Source organism: Kribbella sp. NPDC004536, assembly GCF_042873835.1.
GTDB lineage: Bacteria > Actinomycetota > Actinomycetes > Propionibacteriales > Kribbellaceae > Kribbella.
In genome coordinates this window covers 1,288,242-1,311,933 of the sequence record NZ_JBIALY010000002.1, presented here as the reverse complement: position 1 = coordinate 1,311,933, position 23,692 = coordinate 1,288,242, and the positions used below count along the sequence as shown (strand labels likewise).

Below are 23,692 nucleotides of genomic sequence, written 5' to 3'. Positions count from 1 at the left end.
TGGTACCGGCGCCGCGACGGTTGGCGCCGTACCTATTCTCCCTGGTGACCCACCAATTCCCGGCCCACGACCCGCAGAAGGTACGCAGTCGGGGCCAGAGCGGACCCTACCGCCAGGGTCAGACAAAGTCCGCCGATACCCAGCAGCACACCCCACGGGACCGTCAACGGTACGTCCGCCAGCCCGGACGTCATGGCATGCCGGAGGAGAACACCGACAGTGACGGTGATCGCCGTGCCGAGACTGAGAGCGACCGCGCCGACCAGCGAAGACTCCCACAGGACCATCCGCCGCAGCTGGGCGCCCGTCGCGCCGAGTAGCCGGGACGTGACGAACTCGTGGCGCCGCTGCAGGCTGCTCATCAGCAAGGTGTTGACGATCGCGATGGCGCTGTAGAGCGCGGCCGGTCCGAGCAGGATCACCAGGCCGAGCTGGTTGCCCTTGCGCAGGCCCTTCGCCTGGTCGGCCTCCCAGTCGGTGGCGAGCTGGGCGTTCGGCATGCGCTTCACGAGGTCGGTGGGCGCCACGCCGTCCGCCGGGAGGACGAAGCTGCGCTCGACCTTGGCGTCGGGCGCGTGCCTGCGGGCGACGTCGAGCGGGATCAGGAACGACGGATTGACGCCGAACGCGTCCTTCAGGATCGCCACTACCCGCAGCTTGGCCGGCGTCCGATCGACGAACACCACCGGGATCTCGTCCCCGACCCGGTAGTGCTCGAACCCCGGCATTTCCTTGCTGATAGCAACAGTCTGTCCGGTCAGTTGGTTCAGGTCACCGCTCAGTACCCCGAGATCCCGCGTCTGGGTGGCGACCGCCGGATCGATCCCCTCAGCGTCCTCGAGCTCCGCATAATCCTCCGCCACCCGCACCAACTGAGTCGGCACCCCGGCATCCACCGCTTTAACCCCTGGGCCCTCAACGGGTGCTGCTCCGGTGACGACGATCGGCGCGCGTACGGCATCCCGTATGGCGGCGGCGGAACTGTCAGCCGCGAAGCTCAAGCTGAGCACCATCGAACCCGCGATGGCTGAGATCGCCAAGATCGGCGCGGCCAGCGAGGCACTGCGGCGAGGGGCAGCGGTCACGTTGCTGCGGGCCAACCGACCCGAGATGTGCGTCCACGCGACCAGCGGCGCCGCCCACAGCCGTCCTAGCAGAGGTATGACAAGGGGAGCGAGGAGCGTCAGCGCGATCACCATCACCATCGGCGTGAACATCGCCAGCGGTACGGCGCCGTCACCCGACGACGGTCGGATCAGCGCCAGCATCGTCAGCGCGCCGGCCAGGAACAGCAGGCCGAACACGATCCGTACCGGCCCGATCCGCGGCGGCTCGAGGTCGGCCTCACGCAGCGCGTCGACCGGCGCGACCTTCCCCGCCCGCCGGGCCGCGGACCGGGCGCCGAGCATCGCGACCAGCATCCCCGCACCGACGGCGATCGCGAGCGGCACCCACGGCGACGCCGGTTCGAGCTTCACCGGCGCCAGTTCCGTGTACGACGCCTTCCGCAGCAGCAACGGGGTTGCGAGCTGCGCGGCAACCGCTCCGGTGAGCGACGCCGCGAACGCGACGACCAGCGCCTCCCCGAGAATCATCCGGCGGATCTGCCGCGGCGTCGCCCCGACCAACCGCAACAACCCGAGCTCCCGCCGCCGCGACGCGACCGCGAACGCGAACGTACTCGCGATCACGAAGATCGTGATGAACCCACAGATGACCCCGACCATGCTCAGCACGGTCTGCAACCCCGACACATCACCACCCGCCAGCGCCACCCGCACATGCTGCGCCGGCGTATCCGCCCCACCGAGCGTAGTCACGCCGATCGACGCCGACGCGGGCAGCTGGTACGCGATGGTGGCAGCCGTCGCGGTCGCCCCTAGCCCGAGCATGAACACCCCAACCGCAAGCGCGACGAACGCGCCGGCGTACAGCGCCCGGTGCCGGCCGACCGTCTGTCGGCTCAGATAGAACATCAGCGCTCCAGGTCGCTCATCGCCGCGGCGATCTGCGCCGGGGTGGCTCGGTCGAGGTGGCCGGCGAGCAACCCGTCGGACAGGAACAGGACGCGTTCGGCGTACGCGGCCGCGACCGGGTCGTGGGTGACCATCACCACGGTCTGCCCGGCGCGATCGGTTGCCTCGCGCAACAGTCCGAGGATCTGGCGACTAGTACCGCTGTCCAGCGCGCCGGTCGGCTCGTCCGCGAAGAACACCGACGGCTTGGTGATGAGCGCCCGCGCGATCGCGACCCGCTGCTGCTGCCCACCGGACAACTCCGCAGGCCGCCGCTTGGCCTTCCCGTCCAGCCCGACCTGCTCGAGCACGCGCAGTACGTCGCCCCGCGCCGGCCGGCGTCCCGTGAGCCGCAGAGGGAGTGCGACGTTGTCGTACACCGTCAGCGACGGCAGCAGGTTGTACGCCTGGAACACAAACCCCATCTCGCCCCGCCGCAGCTTCGTGAGCTCCACCTCGTTGAGCGTCCGCAGCGTGACCCCGTTCAGTACGACGTTCCCCGTAGTCGGCTGGTCGAGCCCCGCAGCACACTGCAGCAACGTCGACTTGCCCGACCCGGACGGCCCCATCACTGCGGTGAACGACCCGCGCGCGAAGTGGTACGTCACCCCACGCAATGCCTCGACAGCACCAGCCTTGGAGCGGTACGTCTTGGTGATCCCGTCCAACAACAAGGCCGGCGGCTCAACAGGTACGACAGGCGGGTACGTCGGCGCAGTAACGGTCATACTCCAACCCAACCGCCCCCACCCACCCCAAACCCTGGCCCCCACGCGAAACCCGAGTAGCGCCCGCGCTACCAACACCCTGGTGCTAAGCCCCCAAAGGACACCGCGTCGCGACGGCCCGCCAAGCGGGCCGCTCAAAGGACACCGCTACGCGGCTGTTTTGTTGGCCGCCTCCGCCGGCGCGCGGACCCGTCCTGTCGTGGGAGTGCTCCGGCGAATGTGCATGCGTTCACCGGACACGGTGCTCGGCTGCGGGCGTTCGCCGAGCGGGACGATCGAAGGGGAGCCGCTTCGCGGCGGTTGTCTTGGTGCTGCCTGCGGCGGTGCGTGGGCCAGTCCTGTCGTGGAGGTGGCTCCGGCCAAGGTGCACGCGTCGCCGGGCGGGGCGGCTGGCTGGAGGCATTCGCTGGGCGGGTCGCCCCGAAGGACACCGCTTCACGGCGGCTGTCTAGCGGCTGCCTGCGGTGGTGCGCGGACCGTACCGCCGTGAACGGGCTGCGGCGAAGGTGCAGGCGTTCGCGGGGCGGGGCGGTCGGCTGCAGGCACTCACCGGGCGGGTGGCCAGGAGGACACGACTACGCCGTGGCTGACATGTGGTCGCATGTGGTGGAGCGCGGGCCGTCCCGCTGCCCGGGCTCCGTGGAGGTGTGGGCGCACTTCGGGCGGTACGCCTATGGAAGCTGTGTGTTTACCAGGGGATTGGGCCGGTGTCGTTGGAGAAGGTGCCGGTTGGGCTGTTGTTGGGGAGGGTTGCGAGGTGGATTGCGATGGTGGCGGCCTGTTGTGGGGTGCGGGTGCCGCGGAAGCCGTTCAGGTCGGTGGCGGTGAAGCCGGGGCAGCCCGCGTTGACCAGGATGTTGGTGTCGCTGAGTTCTTTGGCGTACTGGATGGTGAGGGCGTTGAGGTACGTCTTCGAGGCCAAGTACGCGGTGGGCAGCAGGTCCGTGTCGGGTGCGGTTTGCAGGGCGAGTGAGCCGACGCTGCTGGACATGTTCACGATTCGCGGTGCTGTGGAGCGGCGCAGCATCGGCAGCATGGCGTTGGTGACGCGGATGACGCCGATCACGTTGGTTTCCATCACAGTTCGTACGGTCGTGGGTTCAAGCGTCGTCGGCGTCTGCGGCATCGGCCCGGTGATCGCGGCGTTGTTGACCAGTACGTCGAGTCCGCCGGCATGGTCGGCGATGAGTTCGGCCGCGGCGGCCACGCTTGCGTCGTCGGTTACGTCGAGCGGGACGCCGAACGCGTCGGTACCGCTCGCGCGCAGCTTCTCCACCGCCGTCTCGCGGCGATGCTGATCCCTTGCGCCTACGCCGATTCGCCAACCAAGTGCCCCGAGGCCCGCGGCGATCTCGTACCCGATTCCCTTGTTCGCGCCGGTCACCAGCGCGACAGTCCGTTCACTCATGCCGTCGATCATGTGGCGGACCAGGCCGAGGCGTCCAAGACCGGTCGGGTGCGCGGCGATACCGCACGGGTATTGATCGTGGTCAGCGCCGGATACGATGCGCGGGTGGAGACGCGGGAGCTGCGATACTTCGTCGCCGTCGCGGAAGAGTTGCACTTCGGGCGGGCGGCACAGCGGCTCGCGATGGCGCAACCACCGCTGTCGCGGGCGATCCAGCAGCTCGAACGGCGGCTCGGAGTCGTACTGCTGCACCGTACCGCCCGCGCAATCACCTTGACCGACGCCGGGTCCGTACTGCTGCGGGAGGCCCGGACCGCGCTCAACGCGGTCGAAGCTGCCGAGCGGCGCACCCGCCGCGCCGCGGCCGATCAGCCGCGCGTGGTGCTGGCGGCCAAGGCCGGGGCGTCCAGGGAACTGTTGTCGAAGCTTCTGGACGCGTACGCCGCTGAACCGCGCGCGGTGCCCGTCGAGGTGGTGCTGTGCGGTCCTGGCGAGCCGGAAGGTCTGTTGCGTACCGGGCGTGCTGACGTTGCTCTGCTCCACAGGCCGTACGACACGACGGCCGGCTTCGACACCGAGGATCTGCACAGCGAACAGCAGGTGGTGGTCCTGCCCGCAGGTCATCCCCTCGCCGGTCGGTCGCAACTGTCATTGGACGAGATCAACGCGCAGACTGACCTGCCGCTGCCGCGTTGGCCCGAGTGGGACCGTACCTATCCGAACGGCCCCGGTCCGCAGGTCCGCGACCACACCCAACTGTTCCAACTCATCGCGCTCGGACGGGCCTGCGTCGTCGCGCCCGAGTCGTCCCGAGACGAGCTGACCGACGACCTCGCCGCCGTGCCGGTGCCGGACGCACCAGCCGTCACGACCGTCATCGCCTGGCCGCCCCACAGCAGATCCCAAGCCGTCGCCGACCTCGTCCACACCGCAACACGCCTCTGACGGGACAGCCAACTCGCCAGAATCGATGTCGCGCAATCGCCGTTGGCGTTCGCCTGCAGAGGTCATGGCCTCGATCAGGGCGGGCGAGATGTCGTCTCCATCGGCCGCGGAGTTGACCACCTGGGGAGGCTTTTGGCCCGGTTCGGGCGGTAAATCCTCCCCACCATGGTTGATCGGCGGGCTGGCCGAGCCGCGGACCGGCTGCCTCGCTCTCGGTGGTGCGCCGGGTGGGGCATCCCGCGCGCCGCCGAACAGAAGGGGGAGTAGCGCGGGCGCTACCGCCTGGGGGTGGGGTGGGCGCTTAGGGTTGGGATGGTGGAGGGTGTCGGGACGGTTTGGGGTGCGTTGGCTTCGCCGCGTTACCTGGTTTCGGCGTGGCCTTGGCGGGTGTACGCGTACCTGTTGTCGTCCATTCCGATGGGTGGGCTGGCGATCACGGTGCTGGTCGGGCTGGCGGCGCTCAGTGCGTTGCTGAGTCCGATTCTGATCGGGATCCTGATGCTGACGGCGTTCCCGTTGATCGGCGCGGCGATCGGGTGGGTCGAACGCCGCCGGGCCGGGTTGATGCTGATCGAAGGGATCCCGAGTCCGCACGCCGCGCTGCCGATCGGGCTGTCGGTCCGGAAGCGGCTGGCGTTCCGGCGGCGGGAGCAGGCGTCGATGCGCGCGCTCGGGTACAGCTTCGTGCTCGGTACGTTCATCTGGCCGGTGAGCGCGCTGTTCGGCGGGCTCAGCGCGACCGTCCTCGGCATCACCCTCGCGACGCCGTTCCTCGCCACTAACGACGACGTGGCGATGTGGAACTGGAAGCTGGACACGTTCGGCGAAGGGCTGCTGTTCCTCGTCCTGTTCGGGCCTCCGTTCTACGCGGTCAGCTCGTACCTGCTCGGCGTCATCGCCGGCGCCGAGGCGTCGCTGGCGAAGGCGATGCTCGGACCGCGGCAGGAGGAGTTGCAGCGCAACCTGGCCGAGGTCCGGCGTTCGCGGCTGGACCTGGTCGACGCGTTCGAGACCGAGCGGGCGCGGATCGAGCGGCACCTGCACGACGGCGTACAGCAGCGGCTGGTCGGGCTGACGATGACGCTCGGGCTGGCCGAGCTCGATCTGCCCGAGGGGGAGGGGCGCCGGCTCGTGGTGAAGGCGCACGCCGAGGCGGAGGCAGCGCTGGCCGATCTACGGGCGGCCGTACGGGGGATCCATCCGCGCGTACTCGTCGACCACGGGCTCGAGGCCGCCGCCCGCGAGGTCGCGGACCGGATGCCGCTCCCGGTGACGCTCAACATGACGCTGCCGTACCGGCTGCCGGCGCCGATCGAGGCGGCGGCGTACTTCGTGATCAGCGAAGCGCTGGGGAACGTCGCGAAACACGCGCAGGCGACCAAGTGCGAGGTATCGGGCTGGGTGGACCGGGACCGACTCGTGGTCACCGTGCAGGACGACGGTGCCGGTGGTGCGAGACTCGGTGCAGGGACCGGGTTGACGGGTCTGGTGACCAGGCTGGACGCGTTGGGCGGCACACTCGACGTCGACAGCCCATCCGGTGGACCGACCCGATTGAGGATGGAGTGCCCGTGCCGACTCGGCTGAGCCCCAGATTGAGCATCGTGCTGGCGGAGGACTCGTTGTTGCTGAGAGAGGGTCTGGCCAGCATTCTCGATCGCGCCGGGCACGAGGTCCGGGACCAGGTCGGCGACGCGGACACGCTGCTCGCGGTGGTCCGCAAGGATCCGCCGGACGTGGTGATCACCGACGTACGGATGCCGCCCGGACACAGTGACGAGGGCCTGCGGGCCGCGGCCGCGATCAGGGCGGAACTGCCGGCGATCGGGATCCTGGTGCTGTCGCAGTACGTGGCGGACGCCTACCTGTCGACGTTGCTCGAGACAACGACCGGCGGCATCGGGTACCTGCTGAAGGACCGGGTCGGCCACGTGACCGAGTTCCTCGAGTCGCTCGACCGCGTCGCGGGCGGCGGTACGGTCGTCGACCCCGAGGTCGTCCGCCAGTTGCTCGCGCGGCGGCGGAACGACGGCCCGCTGTCGGCGCTCACCCCACGCGAGCTCGAGGTGCTCGCGCTGATGGCGGAGGGCCGGGTGAACGGCGCGATCGCGGAGCAGCTCGTGGTCAGTGAGGCCGCCGTACGCAAACACGTCGGCAACATCTTCGCGAAGCTGCAGCTCGACGACGGACTCGACCGCCGAGTGTCCGCCGTACTGACATATCTGAGGGGGTAAGTCAGTACCTGGGCAGCACGAGTTGGCGCGCGCTTTGAGTATCAATATGGATACGGTGCCTGCCTACATATTCCAAGGCTCCACTGTGTTCAGTAACATCGCTCGCTCGGCGCGTTTGTCGGGCCGTATTCTTTAGGGGGGAATATGAATCGCACACTGTCGTTTGCAGAAGAGCAAGCAGCTAAGGCTGGAACGCTGGAAGCGTTTTCAGGGTTCAGTTTGGATCACTTTCGGAACCAGGCATCGGAAGCCCTCGGGCAAATCGGACGGTTTGGGCTCTTCGACGAATACACTAAGCATGATATTTCTCATGTCGATGGAGTGTTGAAGCGATACAACTGGCTTGTGCCGCCGGACACTCGTGAAAAGATGAGTGTGTCTGACTGGCTGATGGTAGTACTGTCTACCTATCTCCATGACTTCGGCCTCCTGGTGACTCGCGCTGAATATGATGCTCGAGATAAGACGAAGTTCGGAGAATTTCAAGCCTCGTTTGAAGGAAGAGAGAGTTATACGGCAATACTGGAGAGCCCGTGGTTTCGGGACCTGGAGTCCGATGCCAAAGAACGGTTCTTCTATCAGGAGTTCGTTCGACAGAACCATGCGGCACGGATTCGATCATGGTTGACCGCAAATCCAGACCCTTCAATCGGCCTAGACCCAGCGGTCACGGCGTTGCTGACAGATATGGTGCGCAACCTTCATCCGACGTTTGTCGCGGACTTGGGGCTCGTATGCCAGAGTCATCACCTGGACGACATATACGATACCGACAAGTATGTCGTCAATAAGCCTTATGGGTCCTCAGACGAGGAGACCGCCAATCTACAATATTGCGCAATCTTGCTTAGAGCTGCGGACCTCTTACATATAACCAGTGACCGGGCACCTGCTGTCGCATATAGCATCATTAATCCGACGAATCCGACAAGCCAAGTCGAGTGGTCGAAGCAAAACGCGGTTCGGTCCGTTCGCATGAGACCTGCATATAACGATGATGGCGAGGTCGACGATTCGATCGCACCTACTGAGATTGAGGTGCATGCGACATTCGCGGATTCGGATGGATTCTTTGGCCTGACTACCTACTTGCAGTATGCGTCGAAGGAGATCGCGCAATGTGAAGCCTGGGCCACAGCTTCAGCACGTAAGTATAAACTTCCTCATCAATTTCCGTGGCAGCGAATCGACAGCTCGAACGTTGATGCGGAAGGGTTCGTCACCCAGCCGTTCCAGTTCAAGCTGGACCACGGAAAAGTACTCGATCTTCTGACAGGTCATACGCTGTACAACGATAGTAATGTTGTGATCAGGGAGCTTCTCCAGAATGCCATAGATGCAGTCCGCCTACGACAGTACCTGGAGAAGATCAAGGGTGTTGAGTATGAGCCTCAGATTAACACCCGCTGGTATCCCGATGACCGCGTTCTGGAGATCGAAGACAATGGAACTGGCATGTCCGAGGAGATCTTGGAGCGAAACTTTCTTAGGGTCGGTTCATCTCGATATCAAGACGCACAGTTTATCAAAGAGCATCCTGGATTCCATTCAATTAGCAGGTTCGGAATTGGCGTACTGACGGCCTTCATGATCGCGGATGAAGTCAATGTGATAACCAGGACGCCGGACGGTGAGGTTGCGCGGCACTTGAAGCTCGTCTCGGTCCACGGTCAATATCTGATGAAGCTCCTTAATAAACTAGATCCTGGACTGCCGGTTGGACTATCCGCTGGCGGGACACTCATCCGGATCAAAGTTCGTCCATCGGCGCGCCTTCGCGATCTGGAAACGCACCTGCGTCGATGGATCGTGGTTCCTCGCTGCCAGGTCTCGTTGCAGATCGACGATGGTGAGCTACTCCCAATAGGATTTCAATCGGTGAGGCAAGCATTGGAACATAGCTTGCTCGCCCACGCGAATTATGAGAAAAGTGAAGGCGCCCTAATCGGCGATTGGGGTGAGAAGGTCGAGGTTCGCGAGTTTGAAGTCCATGGGATGTCAGTAGCGTATGCGGTTCGCTGGAACGAATGGTTTGATCAGTGGGAATTCCTAACCGCCGACCGTCTCGATCCTACATCCCGCTTCGAACCTGTGAGCGTCGGATCCTGTATCGAAGGGATTCTCGTGAATGGCGCGGTTCCTGGCTTTGCTGATAGGAATGGTCCGATCTTTGCCTTAGCAGATGCGACAGGTGCCAACGCGCCGCAGACGAATGTAGCCCGGTCGGCAATCGAAAGAAGTGTGAAGTACGATGAATACTTGATGCGCGTATATCAAGGATATGCGTCGCACTTGCAGTCAGAATTGAATGAGATGCAATCTGCGCGACGAGCATCTCTGACCAAAGCAAGTCGAGAGATTGCGTATGTGGCTGCGGTCTTTCGGCGGGACGACGGTCGCCGCCGCCCGGGTCAGACGTCGCTGGAGTCGCCAAAGCTTCTCGCGAAGGTAATGCAGGACGTATCGGCATTCGTACTCGAGGAGAATGGTGAGCGTCATGCGGTCTCCCTAGCAGATCTGGGTCAGTATGAACAATTGATGACGATCGACAGCGTCTTGGCGCGGCATATGGAGTATGTGCTCGGCGCCATCCCGACGACAGCTTCTCTGGCGAAGATTCTGTCTGCGGTTGAAAGCCCGCTTGTCCTTGAGGATGTGCCTCTGCTGTGCAGTGGCCTCGCACCTGGATTCCTGACTGATCTGTTCCTCGAGCAATGGGGGCCTCGAGTAATCAAAATGAATTCTGAGCAACGCTTGGTAGAGCTTCGCTGGCGCAGGCTTGCGGACGGTCAGATCGCGACCGTTAGCAGTGCCGACCGAATCTTCTCCAATTTTAACAATCGAGCGCCCAATCCTTACCTGTACGGATATCGTCAACGCGAGTCTGTGTTCCATGTCTTTATTGACTTGGATAACATTGATGTTGCCGGACTCGACGGGTACGAGTTCATAACTGTGGCAGGTCGTCAATACGTCCTGCCGACTTCGCCATTGATGAATATCAGGTCACGGGATCGCGAGACTGATCCGGAACTCATGGCATGGTTTCTGTCGTGGCTGGCGGGCCAAGCTGTTACGGCTGAGCAGCGCGAAGACGATCCGCTGTTCGTGGATCGTATGCTCCAGCGCATCGACGCAAGCCACGACTTTGATTTTCTTGATATGGGTACTGTTCGAGAAGCGCTCGAGCGGTCCGAATGGACCTGGTTCAACGTCTCGCGATGGGAGCGTGGCCCAGAGTGAACGATTCAGATCGAACTGGGGACCTGCACGCCTTCAGGCTTGACCTCGGCGAGAGCGGGTCGGTTCATCCTGCTGATTACTACCGTGCGCTGGTTGCGAGGTATTGCACCGTCGTCGAGTGGTACCTTGTGCACAAACGGTCGAAGCAGAAGATTTCGAAATACCTGAGATTTTCGTCATTGATTATTGGCGTGACTGGAGGCGTAGTTCCACTCGCTTCGCCTATTTTTCCTCAATTGGATTCGGCTCTAGGTTATCTACTGCTGGCTATCGCCGGCGGATTCCAACTGGTAGATCGTTACTTCGGCTATTCGGTATCTTGGAGCCGATATGTCGCCACCGCAATGATGTGCAATAGAGGGTTGTTAAATCTGCAAGCTGAGTGGGCATCGTCTGAGGATGCGGATCAGACAGCTCGCTGGTCGATCTTGCGGCGATATTCTGCAGACCTCGGCCGGGTGATTGCCGAAGAGACCTCGGTTTGGGTCGACGAGTTTGAATCCGTCCGGGAGATCGCTGAAGTGAGCGTCGATCGAACAGTTGGTTCGGCCTAACGATCGGATTTGGTCTGGAAGGAGCGTCGGTTTGGGCAATCGAAGGATTACTGTCGTGCGCTGGCTCAGCCGTGCGTCGTGTGGTTTGGCGTCGGCACGGCTCGATGGTCTATAGGCTCGACGCGTAGATGGCTCGACGGCGACCGCTTTCGCTGCGCGTGACGGTGTGGTCGCGGGCCGCTGGGTTGTATTTGCGCTCTGTGCACCGATGTTGGTCTCGGTTACGCTCCTGGTTGCACGCAGCCAGGAGCTGGCGGCACGCGCGCTATGGGCGGGCCTTGTGATTCCCGTGCAGAAGATTGATTTGTACGATCGGGCCAGGGCGGGAGTCGTGCTCCAGTAGTGTGCGCCTGACGGCAGGCCTATTCAGTGGTGTGGGCGCAGTAGCCGGGTTTCGAAGTCGACCTGCTCGTCAAGCTGCGGCGCGATCGAGCGTTCGTTGCAACGTTGTGCGGGCGTGCAACGTTCGGCGTCCGCGTCCGCGCGATTGATGTACGAGCCAGAATTGGAACATGAGTTCGATGGACGAGGCGATCCGGAAGATCCTGGCCGAGTGCGACACGTGGGCCGTGGTGGGGCTGTCGAACAACACGAGCCGGGCGGCGTACGGCGTGGCGCGGTTCCTGCAGGGGCATGGGAAGCGGATCGTTCCGGTCCATCCGGCCGCGGAGACCGTGTACGGCGAGCAGGGGTACGCGACGCTCGCGGACATCCCGTTCCCGGTGGACTGCGTGGACGTGTTCGTACGGTCCGAGCTGGCCGGCGACATCGCTGACCAGGCGGTGGGAATCAACGCGCAGGCGGTGTGGTTCCAGCTCGATGTAGTTGATCAGGACGCCTATGCGCGGACGGCGGCGGCGGGACTCACGATGGTGATGGACCGCTGCCCGGCGATCGAGTGGGGGCGTCTCGGACCGGCCTCCTGAAGGGCACCGAATGTTCACGATCGACAGTTCCACCGGCTTCGGCAAACGGATCGCACGGCAACTCGGCGACGAACGGATGGTCTGGCTGACCACCGTCGCGAAGTCGGGGACGCCGGCGCCGACCCCGGTGTGGTTCCTCTGGCACGACGGCGAGCTGCTGATCGGCAGCGAGCCCGACAAGGCGAAGCTGCGCAACATCGCGGCGCACCCGCAGGTCGCGGTCAACTTCAACGCGACCCACACCGGCGGCGACGTCGGCGTGATCACCGGCACGGCGCGGATCGACACCGACCCGATCGGCGGCGACGCGCTGACGGCCTACAACGAGAAGTACGCGGGCGACATCAAGCGGTTGGGGATGACTCCGGACCAGTTCCACGCCGCCTATTCGGTACTGATCCGGATCACCCCGGAGAAACTGCGCGGTTTCTAGTTCAGGTATCCCTCGACGGTGTCCGACGAGCGCGCCTGCGCGTCGTCCGGGTTCTCGCCGAACTCCCGCTTGGCGCGGCGTTGCCGCAGCAGGTCCCAGCACTGGTCCAGCTCGACCTCGAGAGCCCGCAGCCGGGTCTGCTCGTCGGTGTCGCCGACCTGCCCGGCAGCGTGCTTGGTCCGGAGCTCGTGCTCCTCGGCCACCAGTTCGTCGATGCGGCTGAAGATGCCCTTGTCGTCACTCATGAGCCAACCGTACGCCCGTCCGGAAGCGCTGCCCGGGACAACAGCTCCGTGACGACCAGGATCGCGATCGCCTCGGCGGCGACCAGCCCGATCAGTACGACGAGTTGCAGCGCCGCGGCCTGTACCGGCGACGCGCCGCCGAGGACCATACCGACGAAGGCGCCCGGCAGCGTGACGAGCCCGACCGTCCGCGTCTGGTCGAGCGCGGGCAACAGCGCGTCACCGGCGACCGGCCCGGCGACGAGCTTGAACGCATCCGGCTGCATCAGCCCGATCGACAGGCCGGCCTCGAACTCCCCGAACCGGTTGCGGTACTCGCTCAGCACCCGCCGCCCGGCCAGCGTGGTCGCGGTCATCGCGCCGCCGACGATGATGCCGCCCATCGGCAGGATGCTCGCCGGGTTCCGCGGCACGACGCCCGGCAGGATGAGCAGCAGCAGTACGGCGAACGCACCGGAACCGATCGCGGCCGCGCAGTACATCCACAGCCGCGGGATCACCGCCGTCTGCCGGAGCCGCCGCGTACTCGTCACGGTCGCGACGACGAACATCAGCAGTACGAACGCCAGCGCACCGATCGTGTGCTGCAGCGCGACGCCGACGACCGCGCCGACCGCCGCGAGTTGCACGACGGCCCGCAGCGCGGCCGTGACGATGCCCTTGTCGTGCCGGAGGCCGGCGTACCGGGACGCGCCGACGCCGATCGCGATCAGTAAGGGCAGGACGACGAGCGCCGACCAGCCCAGGCCGGTGTGAAAGGACACTTACTTGAAGTCGGCTTCGTCGTACGTCTGCCCGGCGTTCCCGCTCTCGACCTTGGCTGCTTCGTCGGCGCGCAGTTCGACCCGCCGGATCTTCCCGGAGATCGTCTTCGGTAGTTCCGCGAACTCGATCCGCCGGATCCGCTTGTACGGTGCGAGGTGTTCCCGGCAGAACGCGAGGATCTCGCCGGCGAGTTCTCTGGACGGCTCGTGCCCCGCGGCGAGGACGACGTACGCCTTCGGTACGGCGAGCCGCACCGGGTCCGGCGACGGTACGACGGCCGCTTCCGCGACGGCGGGGTGCTCGATCAGTACCGACTCCAGCTCGAACGGGGAGATCCGGTAGTCGCTGGCCTTGAACACGTCGTCCGAGCGCCCGACGTACGTGATGTACCCGTCCTCGTCCCGGCTGGCGACGTCGCCGGTGTGGTAGTACCCGTTGCGCATCACCTCGGCGGTGAGCTCGTCGGCGTCGCGGTACCCGCGCATCAGCGGGACCGGCGCGGGCGCCAGTTCGATGCAGATCTCGCCGTCGTCGCCGATCTCGTCCGTCGACGGGTCGATCAACGCGATGCTGTAGCCCGGCAGCGGGCGCCCCATCGAGCCGAGCTTCACCGGCTGGCCGGGCGGGTTGCCGATCTGGGCGGTCGTCTCGGTCTGCCCGTACCCGTCCCGGATCGTGATGTCCCAGGCGTTCCGGACCTGGTCGATCACCTCGGGGTTGAGCGGCTCGCCGGCCGAGATGCATTCGCGGATCCGGACCTCGACCGCCGACAGGTCGGCCTGGATCAGCATCCGCCAGACCGTCGGCGGCGCGCAGAACGTGGTCACGCCGTACGTCGCGAGTACGTCGAGCATCTTCGCGGCGTCGAAGCGCGTGTAGTTGTAGAGGAACACGGTGGCGCCCGCGTTCCACGGAGCGAACACGTTGCTCCACGAATGCTTCGCCCAGCCGGGGGAGGAGACGTTGAGATGTACGTCGCCGGGCTGCAGGCCGATCCAGTACATCGTCGACAGGTGCCCTACCGGGTAGCTGACCTGCGTGTGCTCGACCAGCTTCGGCTGACTTGTCGTACCGGACGTGAAGTACAGCAGCAGCGAGTCGTCAGCTGCGGTGTCCACGTCGGGGACCGGGCCGTCGTAGCTCTCGGCGTCGGCGTACGACAGCCAGCCCTCAGCCGTCGAGCCGACCGCGACGCGGATGCAGTGGTCCGCGATCCCGGCGTACCGTTCGGCGTCGGCGCCGCTGGTGACGACAGCCCGTACGTTGCCGCGCGAGATCCGGTCCGCCAGGTCGGCGTCGGTGAGCAGGGTGGTCGCAGGGATCATCACGGCGCCGGCGCGGATGCAGCCGAGCATGGTCTCCCACAGCTCGACCTGGTTGCCGAGCACGATCAGCACGCGATCGCCCGGCTTCAAGCCGGCCGCGGTCAGCCAGCCGGCCACTTTGCGGGAGCGCTCGGCCATCTCCGCGTACGTCCGCGTCCTGACCTCGCCGTCCTCCTCGACGATCGTCAGCGCGGCCGCCTCGGGCTGCTCGACGGCGAGCGCGTCGAACCAGTCCCGCGCCCAGTTGAACCGCTCGAACTGCGGCCAACTGAAATCCCGGTACGCGGTCTCGTAGTCGTCGCGGTGCGCCACAAGAAAGTCCCGCGCCGCCCGGAACTCCCGGGTGACCTCCGAGGTGCTCTGCTCCGTCGCCATGAGGCGCACATTACCCATTCAGCGCCAGGACAGCGCCCGTCACGACGAGTGGCGTGAGAATCAGGCCGCGCCATAGGAACGACCACCACGAGATCTCTACGCGGGCCGCGTCGCAGCGGGCGCGCCAGAGGAGTGTGGCGAGTGAGCCCCAGAGTGTCAGCAGGCAGCCGCAGTTCACGCCGATCAGCAGAGCCATCATGCGGTGCGGGCTGTCCGAGGCGACGGGCTCCATAGCCAGGTACGCGGGGAGGTTGTCGAACAGGTTCGCGCCGACCGCGGCGGTCGCACTCAGTCGCAACTCAGAAGTGGTGCCGGCCACACGCCGTAGTACGTCTTCGAGGCCGTGTGAGCTCAGGAAGCCCACGACTGTGAAGAGCACCACCACAGTCACAACGAGCTTGATCGGGAGCAGCGACCACTTCAGCACGCTGCGACGTCGTACTGCGAAGAGCACGACCAGTACGAGTGCTCCGACGGTGGCCGGATACGCCACCTGGACACCTGAGACGAAGGCAGGACCAAGCAGCACGCACACCGCGGTCGCACCCCAGAACAGGACCTTGTCCTCGACGTCAGGCGTCGGCGGTACGACGTACTTCCGCGGCAGGTCGCGGTGGAACAGTGCGGCGAGCACCGCGACCGTGATGACGATCGCAGCGATCGCAGGGCGCCAGCTGACCGACAGATAGCTCACACCGAGCTCACGGAACGGGTGCAGCGCCAGCAGGTTCGTGAGGTTGGACACGGGCAGCAGGAGGGACGCCGTACCGGCCAGCCAGACAGTGGTGAACGCGAACAGCTTCGGCGGGATGTCCAGCTGACGGGCCATCGACAGCACCACCGGCGTCAGCAGCACGGCGCAGGTGTCCAGCGACAGGACGATCGTGAGGCCGGTGGCGAGCGCCACGACCAGCAGCCAGAGCCGCCAGACCCGCCCGCGGGCCAGGTGCGCCGCCTCCCGGGCTGCGACGTCGAACACCTTGGCCTGGTCGGCCAGCTCCGCGATCACGGTCACCGCGATCAGGAACACCAGTACCGGCGCGATCCGCTCGACCAAATTCCCGTCCTCCGCAGTGGGTGTTTGAGTACGCTGTCTAGGTGCCGGACCAGTATGACCACGAGCTGCCGGACGGCTATCCGGCGGAGTACGAGGCCGATGTCGTCCTGCGGGACGGTGCGACCGCGCACCTGCGGCCGATCACCCCCGCCGACGACCACCTGCTGGTGGCGTTCTACGCCCGCGTGTCCGAACAGTCCAAGTACTACCGCTTCTTCGCCCCGTACCCGGAACTGTCCGAGCGGGACGTGGCGCGTTTCACCCAGGTCGACTACCACCAGCGGCTCGCGCTGATCGTCACGGTCGGTGACGAGATGATCGGCGTCGGCCGGTACGAGGGGACCGGCCGCAGTACGGCAGAGGTCGCGTTCCTGATCGAGGACGCACACCAGGGCCGCGGGCTGGGCCAGCTGCTGCTCGAGCACCTGGCGCAGGCCGCCCGGGAGAACGGCATCCACCGGTTCGTCGCCGAGGTGCTGCCGGACAACCGGAAGATGATCACGGTCTTCACCGAGGCCGGCTACAAGGTCGCCCGGGAGTTCGAGGACGGCGTCATCATGGTCGAGTTCGACATCGCGCCGACCGACACCTCGTTCGGGGTGATGCAGGCCCGCGAGCAGCGCTCCGAGGCGCTGTCGATCGCGCGGCTGCTGACCCCGTCGAGCGTCGCGGTGATCGGCGCCAGCCGCCGCGAGGGCACCATCGGAAACGCCTTGCTCAGGAACCTCCGCGACGGCGGATTCCCGGGCCGGTTGTACGCCGTCAACACCGACACCAAGGCCGACGAGATCGAGGGCGTCCCGGCGTACCCGACGATCCGGGAGGTCGAGGACAACGTCGACCTCGCCGTGGTCGCGGTGAAGGCCGAGATGGTCGCCGACGTCGTACTGGATTGCGCGGCGAAGGGCGTTCGCGGGCTCGTCGTGGTGTCGAGCGGGTTCGCGGAGATCGGCGACGAGGGACGGAAGCGGCAGCGGTACCTGGTCGGCCTCGCGCGCTCGTACGGGATGCGGGTGATCGGGCCGAACGCGCTCGGGCTGATCAACACCGCGCCAGGTGTGTCGCTGAACGCCACGTTGTCGCCGTTGATGCCGAGCAAGGGAAGGGTCGCGTTCTTCTGCCAGTCCGGCGCGCTCGGCGTACCGATCCTGGCCGACATGGTCGGGCGTGGTCTCGGCCTGTCGAGCTTCGTGTCGGCCGGCAACCGGGCCGATGTCTCGGGCAACGACCTGATGCAGTACTGGTACTCCGACGAGGCCACCGAGGTCGTGCTGTTGTACCTGGAGTCGCTCGGCAACCCGCGCAAGTTCAGCCGGGTCGCCCGTCGGCTGGCCGGCCGCAAACCGGTGGTCGCGCTGAAGTCCGGCCGCGCCACCCAGGGCGTCCCGGTCGGGCAGCTGATCCGGCGCAGCCAGTTGCCGCCAGCAACCATCGAGGCGATGTTCCGGCAGAGCGGGCTGATCGGCGTGGACACTACCGGTGAGCTGTTCGACGTCGCCCAGTTGCTCGCGCACCAGCCGCTGCCGAAGGGCCGCCGGGTCGCGATCGTGTCGAACTCGGACGCCCTGACGCTGCTCGCGCTCGACACGATGGCAGGCTGCGGGCTGGAGGTCGCGGGGGAGCCGCGGAACCTGAGCGCCGATGCGACCGCGTCGGACTTCGGCCTGGCGCTGTCCGAGGTGTTCTCGGACGAGAAGGTGCATTCGGTCGTCGTGATCTACACGCCGCCGGTGCAGTCCAACGGCGGCGAGATCGCGCAGGTGCTCGCGGCCGCGGCCGCCGATTCGGACAAGGCGGTCGTGGCGACGTTCCTCGCGTCCCGCAGCGTGCCCGAGGAGCTGCGGGTGCCGGACGAGGACGGGGGAGCGGCACGCGGTTCGATCCCGTCGTTCCTGAACCCGCAGTACGCCGTCGGTGCGCTCGCGAAGGCGACGCAGTACGGCGAATGGCACCGCCGGTCGGACAGCCGGATCCCGGACCTGCCGGACATCGACACCGCCGGGGGAGAGGACTACGTCGCGGAGTTCCTGCAGCGGCACCCGTCCGGCGCGGACCTGGACGAGGCGGACCGGCAGCGGCTGCTGAGCTTCTACGGGATCTCGGTGCTGCCGGCGTTCCCGGTGCTGAGCGCGGACGAGGCGGTCGCGCGGGCCGCGGACCTCGGGTTCGAGGTGATCCTGAAGGCGACCGCGGAACAGTGGCGGATGCGGCCGGACCTGGCCGACATCTGGCGGCACATCCACGACGAGGAGGACATGCGCGCGGCCTGGACGGAAATGACGCGCACGTTCGGGGTCGCCGCGGATCCGGCCCGGGCACAGTTCGTCGTCCAGAAGATGGCGCCGCCCGGGGTACCGGTGGTGATCTCGACGATCGAGGACGTGTCGTTCGGGCCGGTGGTCACGTTCGGGCTGTCCGGGGTGGCGACGGACCTGCTCGGCGACCGGTCGTACCGGATGCCGCCGTTGACTACACGGGACGCGGCCGAGATGGTCCGTGAGGTGAAGGCGGCGCCGCTGCTGTACGGCTACCGCGGGTCGGACCCGGTGGACATCTCCGCGATCGAAGACCTCCTGCACCGGGTGTCGCGCCTGACGCTGGACCTGGAGGAGGTCGTCCGCCTCGACCTCCGCTCGGTCCTCGTCTCCGCCCAAGGCGCGACGGTGTTGGACACCCGGGTCCGCATCGCCCCGAACGAGAAGCCCCGGCAGGACACGCCGGCTCGCAGGCTCACTTAGTCCGCGTGTAGATGCTGTTCTCTCGACGTAGCAGCCTTGCGTCGACCAGCCCGCGCCGGAGGGCGGCGTGGTCCGGGTGCCAGCGGTTGAGCAGTTCGTTGACCTCGGTCTCCGGGTACTCCCGACCGACCTCGAAGCTCTGCACCAGGTACTCGAGCACCACCTGGTACTTGTCCGGGTACGTCGGGAAGTGCGTCAGCCGCCCGTCCCGGATGAACGACTGCAGCACGTTGTCCCGCGCCGGATCCGGATCCAGCGGTACGCGCTCCGGCCGGTTCTCCCGTACGGCGGTCTTGAACACGCCGGCGTCCGCCGTGAACCCGTCGCGGCTCGCCTCGATCAGCCCGCCTTTCGTCAGCCGCTGCAGCGCCTTCACCACGACCGGCGCGGCCAGCCCGGTGCTGCCTGCGACCTGCTCGGGAGTGGAGGCGCCGAGCACGATCGCGGAGTACGTCCGCAACCTCGACGGTTCGGCCAGCAGACCACACAGCTGATCGGCGTTCATACCTTTCACGCTAGACACGACCGCAACCGATTTAGGATCGTCCGTATGCAGCCTGGCCCGCACAACGCGATCACCGACGTCCCCGGAATCCACGTAGGTCAGGTGGAGCGCCTCGACCTGCCGTACCTGACCGGCACGACCGTTGTCCACGTCCCACGAGGCGCCGTCGGAGCCGTCGACGTCCGCGGTGGCGCGCCCGGGACGCGCGAGACCGACCTGCTCTCGCCGGTGAACTCGAACGGCGGCGTGAACGCGATCGTCCTGACCGGCGGCAGCGCGTTCGGCCTCGACACCGCGGGCACCGTGATGCGCTGGCTGGAGGAGCGCGGCGAGGGCGTACGGGTCGGCCAGGACGAGCACGACGTCGTGCCGATCGTGCCGACCGCGGTCATCTTCGACCTGGCCCGCGGCGGTGACTTCAAGGCCCGTCCGGAGCCGTCCTGGGGTGCCGGCGCGATCGCGGCCGCCACCGGCGGACCGGTTGCCCTGGGCAACCACGGGGCCGGCGCCGGTGCTCGCGCCCGGTCGCTGAAGGGCGGCGTCGGATCGGCGAGCGTACGGCTCGACGACGGTACGACGGTCGGCGCGCTGGTGATCGTGAACGCGGCCGGCTCCACGATCGACGCCGACGGCAACCTGTACGGCGCGCGGCTCGGCCTCGGCGACGAGTTCGCCCACCTGCGGACGCCGACCGACGCGCCGTCGCTGGTCGAACCCGGCCGCAACCTCATCCCCGGCCCGTCGATGAACACCGTGATCGCGGTCGTCGCCACCGACGTACCGCTCGACAAGGCCGCCACCAAGCGGATGGCGATGATCGCCCACGACGGCCTCGCCCGGGCGATCGACCCGATCCACACCCTCGTCGACGGCGACAGCATCTTCGCGCTGTCCACCACGACCGACCAGCCGCGGCTGAGCGTCACGGACCCTGCCGCCCTCGGCCAGCTGGAAACGGTGTACGCCGCCGGCGCCCGCACGCTGTCCCGCGCGATCGTCCACGCGATGCTCAACGCCGAGTCGGTCGACACCCCGACCGGTCCGATCCCGAGCTACCGCGACGCGTACCCGTCCGCGTTCTCTACGACCTGAGTCGTACGGGCGTACGTCGAAAGGCACCCGAAGGCGACGGGAAGACCGGTCCGTGGTCCGACGTTCCGGGGGTGGGTTCGCGGAAGGCTCTGCGGTATGAACTTCCAGAGTCCCCAGGTTGTGCTCAGCGGTCACGGGCTGGTCAAGTACTACGGCAGCGTCGTGGGTCTGGCTGGCGTCGATGTCGCGGTCCGCTCCGGCGAGGCCCTCGCCGTGATGGGTCCCAGCGGCAACGGCAAGACCACCTTGCTGCACGTACTCGCAGGCATCCTCACCCCGGACCAGGGCGAGGTCTGGCTGGGCGGTGAACGCGTGGACCAGCTCAACGATGCCGCCCGGACAGTACTACGTCGCCGTCGGCTCGGCTTCGTGTTCCAGGACAACCAACTGCTCGCGGAGCTGCCCGCGGACGAGAACGTGGCGCTCCCACTGATGGTGGACGGTCTGAACCGTCGTGAGGCGATCGGTCGCGCCAGGCACATGCTGGCGCAGGTAGGGCTCGCGGCTGAGGTCGGCCGCCGACCTGGCGAGCTCTCCGGCGGCCAGGCACAGCGAGTAGCGATTGCCCGCGCTCTGGTCGGCGAACCACAGGTGGTGTTCGCCGACGAGCCGACGGGTGCCTTGGACGCCGCGACCGGCTCCCAGGTGATCGAGCTCCTCGTCGGTGCAGCGACGTACCGCGGCGCCGCAGTAGTAGTCGTCACGCACGACAACGCGGTCGCGGCCCGCTGCCACCGCACGCTCAACATCGTCGACGGCCGCGTCAGTGAGTCGGTCGGAGTCGCGCGATGAGCCCGATGACCGAGCTCGGCCTACGGTTCGTACGGCGGCCTGGGCCGGGCGGACGGGCCGCGAACCTGGCGGCGTTCGGTGCGACTGCGGTCGTGGCGTTGCTGGTGACGTTCTTGATCGCGGGGTCGCTCGGGTTGACGCACCGGTCCGACCGGATCGGTTGGCGGAGCGCGGACAAGGCCGACCCGGCAACGGCGATCGGCATGCTGAACCTGGACGACGAGCAGAGTGTCGACGGCCATCGCCTCAGCGTTCTCGACGTCGCCGTACTCAAGCCGAGCGAGCCTGCACCGCCCGGCCTCGACCATGCGCCGAAGCCGGGTGAGGTGTTCGTGTCGCCGGAGGTCGCCAAGCACTGGTCCAGCCTCAGCAAGCAGTTCGGTCTCGACAAGCCGACCGGGGAGATCAGCGACAAAGGCCTGTCGTCACCGGAGGAGTACATCGTCATCCGTGGCGTACAGACGATCCCGGCCGACCAGAACCCGCAGTACGTGAGCAGTTGGCACGACAAGGTGTGGGACAGCCGCATGCTTGGTCTGCTGATCGCTGTGGCGTTCGGTATCACGCTGGTGCTGTTCCCGATCCTCAGCCTCGTGGGGCAGGCGGCAGGTGTCGCAGCAAAGCGCCGTGAGCACAGGCTGGCCGCACTACGGTTGGCAGGTGCCACTCGTACCCAGGTGCTCTGGCTGAGCGCTGTGGAACAGGCCGTGCTCGGTCTTGCCGGCGCACTGGTCGGTCTTGTCGGCTACACGGTTCTCAGTCCGTTGATCGCGCAGATCCCGCTGGGTGGTGGTCGTTGGTACCTCAGCGACATCACGGTCCGGTGGTGGACGGTCCTCGTCGTACTGGTCGCCGTACCGATCCTGTCGGTCATCAGCGCGCTGATCGGCCTCGGACGCGTCAGCATCACTCCACTGGGCGTCGTACGCGGTCAGACGCGCAAGGGCGTCAACGCGATCCGCCTGGGACTTCTCGTCATCGGCCCGGCGATCCTGGGGTACTACGGCTTGCGGGGCGCCTTCGTACCGCTGCTGATCGGCGTCGGTTTCGCCGCTCTCGCGGTACGCGTCATCGGACCGTTCGCCGTCCAGGTGATCGGTAAGATCATGGCCGGCAACGCGAACCGTGCGGTGACCTTGCTCGCCGGGCGGCGGCTCGTGGACGACCCGAAGGGCGCGTTCCGGCCGGTGGCTGCACTCGTACTGTCGGGCTTCGTCACCGGTTTCATCTCGGTCTTCATGCCGTCGGGGGACCAGAACCCGAACTTCGGTGACATGCGTATCGGTGTCGCACTCCTGCTCTCGTTGGTGTTCCTGACCGTCGCCGCGTCGACGGCGGCCGGTGCCGTCGGTACGGCCCTCGACCAGGCGGCACCTGCCCGCGCACTGCGGCGTTCCGGCGTACCGCTGCAGGTGATCGAGCGCGCCGCGCGACTCGCCGCGGTCGTACCGGTGCTCGGTGTCGGGCTGCCCGTCGTCGGCTTCGGTGCGCTGTGCGGGCTCGCGTTGAGTGGCGGGAAGGTGATCACGCAGGGCAGTTCCGGCCTGATTCTGCTGCTCGGGCAGGTGATCGTCGGCCTCGTGCTGGTCGCGGTCGCGGGTGCCGCGGGTGCGCCGGTGCTACGGAAGGCAAGTGCGAACTGATCGCGGTTGTCCACAAGGGTGAAACGCCGGCGGCCCTGATCGTGCAAGGATGAGGGCATGCGTGACCTGAATACACCGGAGCTCGCGGACGCGTCTCCGGACCTGCGCGAGGCGATCGATCGGTGCGGCTACTACCCCGACGTGGTGACGGATTCGCTCGAGGTGGCGATCGCCGGCGAGCCGATCCGGGCCTACGTGCTGCAGCACGAGCCGACGTTCGACCGGGACGAGGTCCGGCGGCACATCACGATCCTGGCGCTCACCCCGACCCGGCTGATCGTCGGCCACACCGACGAGCACGCCGCCGACGAACTGATCCGCGCGCCGTACGCGTCCACCTCGACCGAGGCGATCCCGCTGCACCGGGTCAACGCGGTCGTGGTGAACCGCGTCGTGCCGAACCCGGCCGGCTACGCCTCGGGCAAGGCCGACCCGGCGGTGGCCGGCAGTGGCGAGGTGGTGCTGACGATCGGCTGGGGGATGGTCAACCGGATCGACCTCGAGCCTGCCGTCTGCGCCGACCCGAACTGCGAGGCCGACCACGGCTACACCGGCTCGGTCGCCGCCGACGACATCTCGCTGCGGATCAGCGCCGCCGCGGACGGCCCGGCCGGGATCCAGCAGGTGCTCGAGTTCGCCAAGGCCCTCTCGTTCGCGACCACCAGGTAG

The 23,692-nt window shown here is 66.6% G+C and carries 20 protein-coding genes; 12 read left to right on the top strand and 8 right to left on the bottom strand.

All coding sequences use genetic code 11. The features are described 5' to 3' along the window. Positions 1–32: 32 nt before the first annotated feature. The 3 genes from ACFYRU_RS21065 to ACFYRU_RS21055 form a co-directional block, all read right to left on the bottom strand. Positions 33–1,976: an FtsX-like permease family protein gene (locus tag ACFYRU_RS21065; RefSeq protein WP_387661442.1), complete on the bottom strand. Its 1,944-nt coding sequence runs from the start codon at positions 1,974–1,976 to the stop codon at positions 33–35. Further along, positions 1,976–2,743, bottom strand: a complete 768-nt coding sequence (locus ACFYRU_RS21060) for an ABC transporter ATP-binding protein (RefSeq protein WP_387661439.1) — start codon at positions 2,741–2,743, stop codon at positions 1,976–1,978. Before ACFYRU_RS21060 ends, ACFYRU_RS21065 begins: the two co-directional genes overlap by 1 nt. A gap of 688 nt (positions 2,744–3,431) precedes the next feature. Beyond that, positions 3,432–4,151: an SDR family oxidoreductase gene (locus ACFYRU_RS21055; protein ID WP_387661436.1), complete on the bottom strand. Its 720-nt coding sequence runs from the start codon at positions 4,149–4,151 to the stop codon at positions 3,432–3,434. A gap of 105 nt (positions 4,152–4,256) precedes the next feature. On the opposite strand from ACFYRU_RS21055, the gene ACFYRU_RS21050 reads away from it, so the two are divergent. The 7 genes from ACFYRU_RS21050 to ACFYRU_RS21020 all read left to right on the top strand — a co-directional run bounded on the left by ACFYRU_RS21050 (position 4,257) and on the right by ACFYRU_RS21020 (position 12,486). Continuing rightward, positions 4,257–5,096, top strand: a complete 840-nt coding sequence (locus ACFYRU_RS21050; RefSeq protein WP_387661433.1) for a LysR family transcriptional regulator — start codon at positions 4,257–4,259, stop codon at positions 5,094–5,096. Between the two features lie 315 nt (positions 5,097–5,411). Next, positions 5,412–6,683 carry a sensor histidine kinase gene (locus tag ACFYRU_RS21045; RefSeq protein WP_387661430.1) on the top strand — a complete coding sequence of 424 codons (1,272 nt, stop codon included), beginning with the start codon at positions 5,412–5,414 and terminating at the stop codon, positions 6,681–6,683. Further along, a complete protein-coding gene (locus ACFYRU_RS21040) occupies positions 6,668–7,330 on the top strand; it encodes a LuxR C-terminal-related transcriptional regulator (RefSeq protein ID WP_387661427.1) in 663 nt (220 codons plus the stop codon). The genes ACFYRU_RS21045 and ACFYRU_RS21040 overlap by 16 nt, the downstream gene beginning before the upstream one ends. 144 nt (positions 7,331–7,474) lie before the next feature. Then, a complete protein-coding gene (locus ACFYRU_RS21035) occupies positions 7,475–10,573 on the top strand; it encodes an ATP-binding protein (RefSeq protein WP_387661424.1) in 3,099 nt (1,032 codons plus the stop codon). After that, complete coding sequence (locus tag ACFYRU_RS21030) at positions 10,570–11,127, top strand: SLATT domain-containing protein (RefSeq protein WP_387661421.1); 558 nt, start codon at positions 10,570–10,572, stop codon at positions 11,125–11,127. The genes ACFYRU_RS21035 and ACFYRU_RS21030 overlap by 4 nt, the downstream gene beginning before the upstream one ends. Before the next feature lie 512 nt (positions 11,128–11,639). Then, on the top strand, positions 11,640–12,053 hold the full coding sequence (locus ACFYRU_RS21025) for a CoA-binding protein (protein WP_387661418.1): 414 nt from the start codon (positions 11,640–11,642) through the stop codon (positions 12,051–12,053). Positions 12,054–12,063: 10 nt separating this feature from the next. After that, positions 12,064–12,486, top strand: coding sequence for a TIGR03667 family PPOX class F420-dependent oxidoreductase (locus ACFYRU_RS21020; RefSeq protein ID WP_387661415.1), 423 nt, complete (start codon positions 12,064–12,066; stop codon positions 12,484–12,486). Here ACFYRU_RS21020 and ACFYRU_RS21015 read toward each other — a convergent pair. The 4 genes from ACFYRU_RS21015 to ACFYRU_RS21000 are packed head-to-tail and all read right to left on the bottom strand — an operon-like array spanning position 12,483 to position 16,253. Continuing rightward, positions 12,483–12,731 (bottom strand): DUF2630 family protein, encoded by a 249-nt coding sequence (locus tag ACFYRU_RS21015; protein WP_387661412.1) that lies wholly within the window; start codon positions 12,729–12,731, stop codon positions 12,483–12,485. The two genes, ACFYRU_RS21020 and ACFYRU_RS21015, sit on opposite strands and share 4 nt — an antisense overlap. Beyond that, the gene (locus ACFYRU_RS21010; RefSeq protein WP_387661409.1) at positions 12,728–13,495 is read right to left on the bottom strand and encodes an ABC transporter permease; all 768 of its coding nucleotides are present in this window, start codon (positions 13,493–13,495) and stop codon (positions 12,728–12,730) included. Before ACFYRU_RS21010 ends, ACFYRU_RS21015 begins: the two co-directional genes overlap by 4 nt. Then, the gene (locus tag ACFYRU_RS21005; RefSeq protein WP_387661406.1) at positions 13,496–15,196 is read right to left on the bottom strand and encodes an AMP-binding protein; all 1,701 of its coding nucleotides are present in this window, start codon (positions 15,194–15,196) and stop codon (positions 13,496–13,498) included. Positions 15,197–15,206: 10 nt separating this feature from the next. Continuing rightward, positions 15,207–16,253 (bottom strand): SLC13 family permease, encoded by a 1,047-nt coding sequence (locus tag ACFYRU_RS21000; RefSeq protein ID WP_387661403.1) that lies wholly within the window; start codon positions 16,251–16,253, stop codon positions 15,207–15,209. A gap of 41 nt (positions 16,254–16,294) precedes the next feature. Between ACFYRU_RS21000 and ACFYRU_RS20995 the strand changes: the two genes are divergently transcribed. Continuing rightward, positions 16,295–18,991, top strand: coding sequence for a GNAT family N-acetyltransferase (locus ACFYRU_RS20995; protein WP_387661401.1), 2,697 nt, complete (start codon positions 16,295–16,297; stop codon positions 18,989–18,991). Here ACFYRU_RS20995 and ACFYRU_RS20990 read toward each other — a convergent pair. After that, the gene (locus ACFYRU_RS20990; RefSeq protein ID WP_387661398.1) at positions 18,984–19,496 is read right to left on the bottom strand and encodes a DUF2087 domain-containing protein; all 513 of its coding nucleotides are present in this window, start codon (positions 19,494–19,496) and stop codon (positions 18,984–18,986) included. The two genes, ACFYRU_RS20995 and ACFYRU_RS20990, sit on opposite strands and share 8 nt — an antisense overlap. A gap of 45 nt (positions 19,497–19,541) precedes the next feature. On the opposite strand from ACFYRU_RS20990, the gene ACFYRU_RS20985 reads away from it, so the two are divergent. The 4 genes from ACFYRU_RS20985 to ACFYRU_RS20970 all read left to right on the top strand — a co-directional run bounded on the left by ACFYRU_RS20985 (position 19,542) and on the right by ACFYRU_RS20970 (position 23,692). Further along, on the top strand, positions 19,542–20,588 hold the full coding sequence (locus ACFYRU_RS20985) for a P1 family peptidase (RefSeq protein WP_387661395.1): 1,047 nt from the start codon (positions 19,542–19,544) through the stop codon (positions 20,586–20,588). A 96-nt stretch (positions 20,589–20,684) separates the two neighbouring features. Further along, positions 20,685–21,380 (top strand): ABC transporter ATP-binding protein, encoded by a 696-nt coding sequence (locus ACFYRU_RS20980; protein ID WP_387661392.1) that lies wholly within the window; start codon positions 20,685–20,687, stop codon positions 21,378–21,380. Continuing rightward, positions 21,377–23,023 carry an FtsX-like permease family protein gene (locus ACFYRU_RS20975; protein ID WP_387661389.1) on the top strand — a complete coding sequence of 549 codons (1,647 nt, stop codon included), beginning with the start codon at positions 21,377–21,379 and terminating at the stop codon, positions 23,021–23,023. Before ACFYRU_RS20980 ends, ACFYRU_RS20975 begins: the two co-directional genes overlap by 4 nt. 57 nt (positions 23,024–23,080) lie before the next feature. Beyond that, positions 23,081–23,692 carry a DUF5998 family protein gene (locus tag ACFYRU_RS20970; RefSeq protein WP_387661386.1) on the top strand — a complete coding sequence of 204 codons (612 nt, stop codon included), beginning with the start codon at positions 23,081–23,083 and terminating at the stop codon, positions 23,690–23,692.

What these genes read in the sequence shown, in the direction of transcription:
- ACFYRU_RS21065 (WP_387661442.1), bottom strand. Translation starts at nt 1,976, where the DNA reads ATGTTCTATCTGAGCCGACAGACGGTCGGCCGGCACCGGGCGCTGTAC.
- ACFYRU_RS21060 (WP_387661439.1), bottom strand. Translation starts at nt 2,743, where the DNA reads ATGACCGTTACTGCGCCGACGTACCCGCCTGTCGTACCTGTTGAGCCG.
- ACFYRU_RS21055 (WP_387661436.1), bottom strand. Translation starts at nt 4,151, where the DNA reads ATGAGTGAACGGACTGTCGCGCTGGTGACCGGCGCGAACAAGGGAATC.
- ACFYRU_RS21035 (WP_387661424.1), top strand. Translation starts at nt 7,475, where the DNA reads ATGAATCGCACACTGTCGTTTGCAGAAGAGCAAGCAGCTAAGGCTGGA.
- ACFYRU_RS21025 (WP_387661418.1), top strand. Translation starts at nt 11,640, where the DNA reads ATGAGTTCGATGGACGAGGCGATCCGGAAGATCCTGGCCGAGTGCGAC.
- ACFYRU_RS21020 (WP_387661415.1), top strand. Translation starts at nt 12,064, where the DNA reads ATGTTCACGATCGACAGTTCCACCGGCTTCGGCAAACGGATCGCACGG.
- ACFYRU_RS21015 (WP_387661412.1), bottom strand. Translation starts at nt 12,731, where the DNA reads ATGAGTGACGACAAGGGCATCTTCAGCCGCATCGACGAACTGGTGGCC.
- ACFYRU_RS21005 (WP_387661406.1), bottom strand. Translation starts at nt 15,196, where the DNA reads ATGGCGACGGAGCAGAGCACCTCGGAGGTCACCCGGGAGTTCCGGGCG.
- ACFYRU_RS20990 (WP_387661398.1), bottom strand. Translation starts at nt 19,496, where the DNA reads ATGAACGCCGATCAGCTGTGTGGTCTGCTGGCCGAACCGTCGAGGTTG.
- ACFYRU_RS20985 (WP_387661395.1), top strand. Translation starts at nt 19,542, where the DNA reads ATGCAGCCTGGCCCGCACAACGCGATCACCGACGTCCCCGGAATCCAC.
- ACFYRU_RS20980 (WP_387661392.1), top strand. Translation starts at nt 20,685, where the DNA reads ATGAACTTCCAGAGTCCCCAGGTTGTGCTCAGCGGTCACGGGCTGGTC.
- ACFYRU_RS20975 (WP_387661389.1), top strand. Translation starts at nt 21,377, where the DNA reads ATGAGCCCGATGACCGAGCTCGGCCTACGGTTCGTACGGCGGCCTGGG.
- ACFYRU_RS20970 (WP_387661386.1), top strand. Translation starts at nt 23,081, where the DNA reads ATGCGTGACCTGAATACACCGGAGCTCGCGGACGCGTCTCCGGACCTG.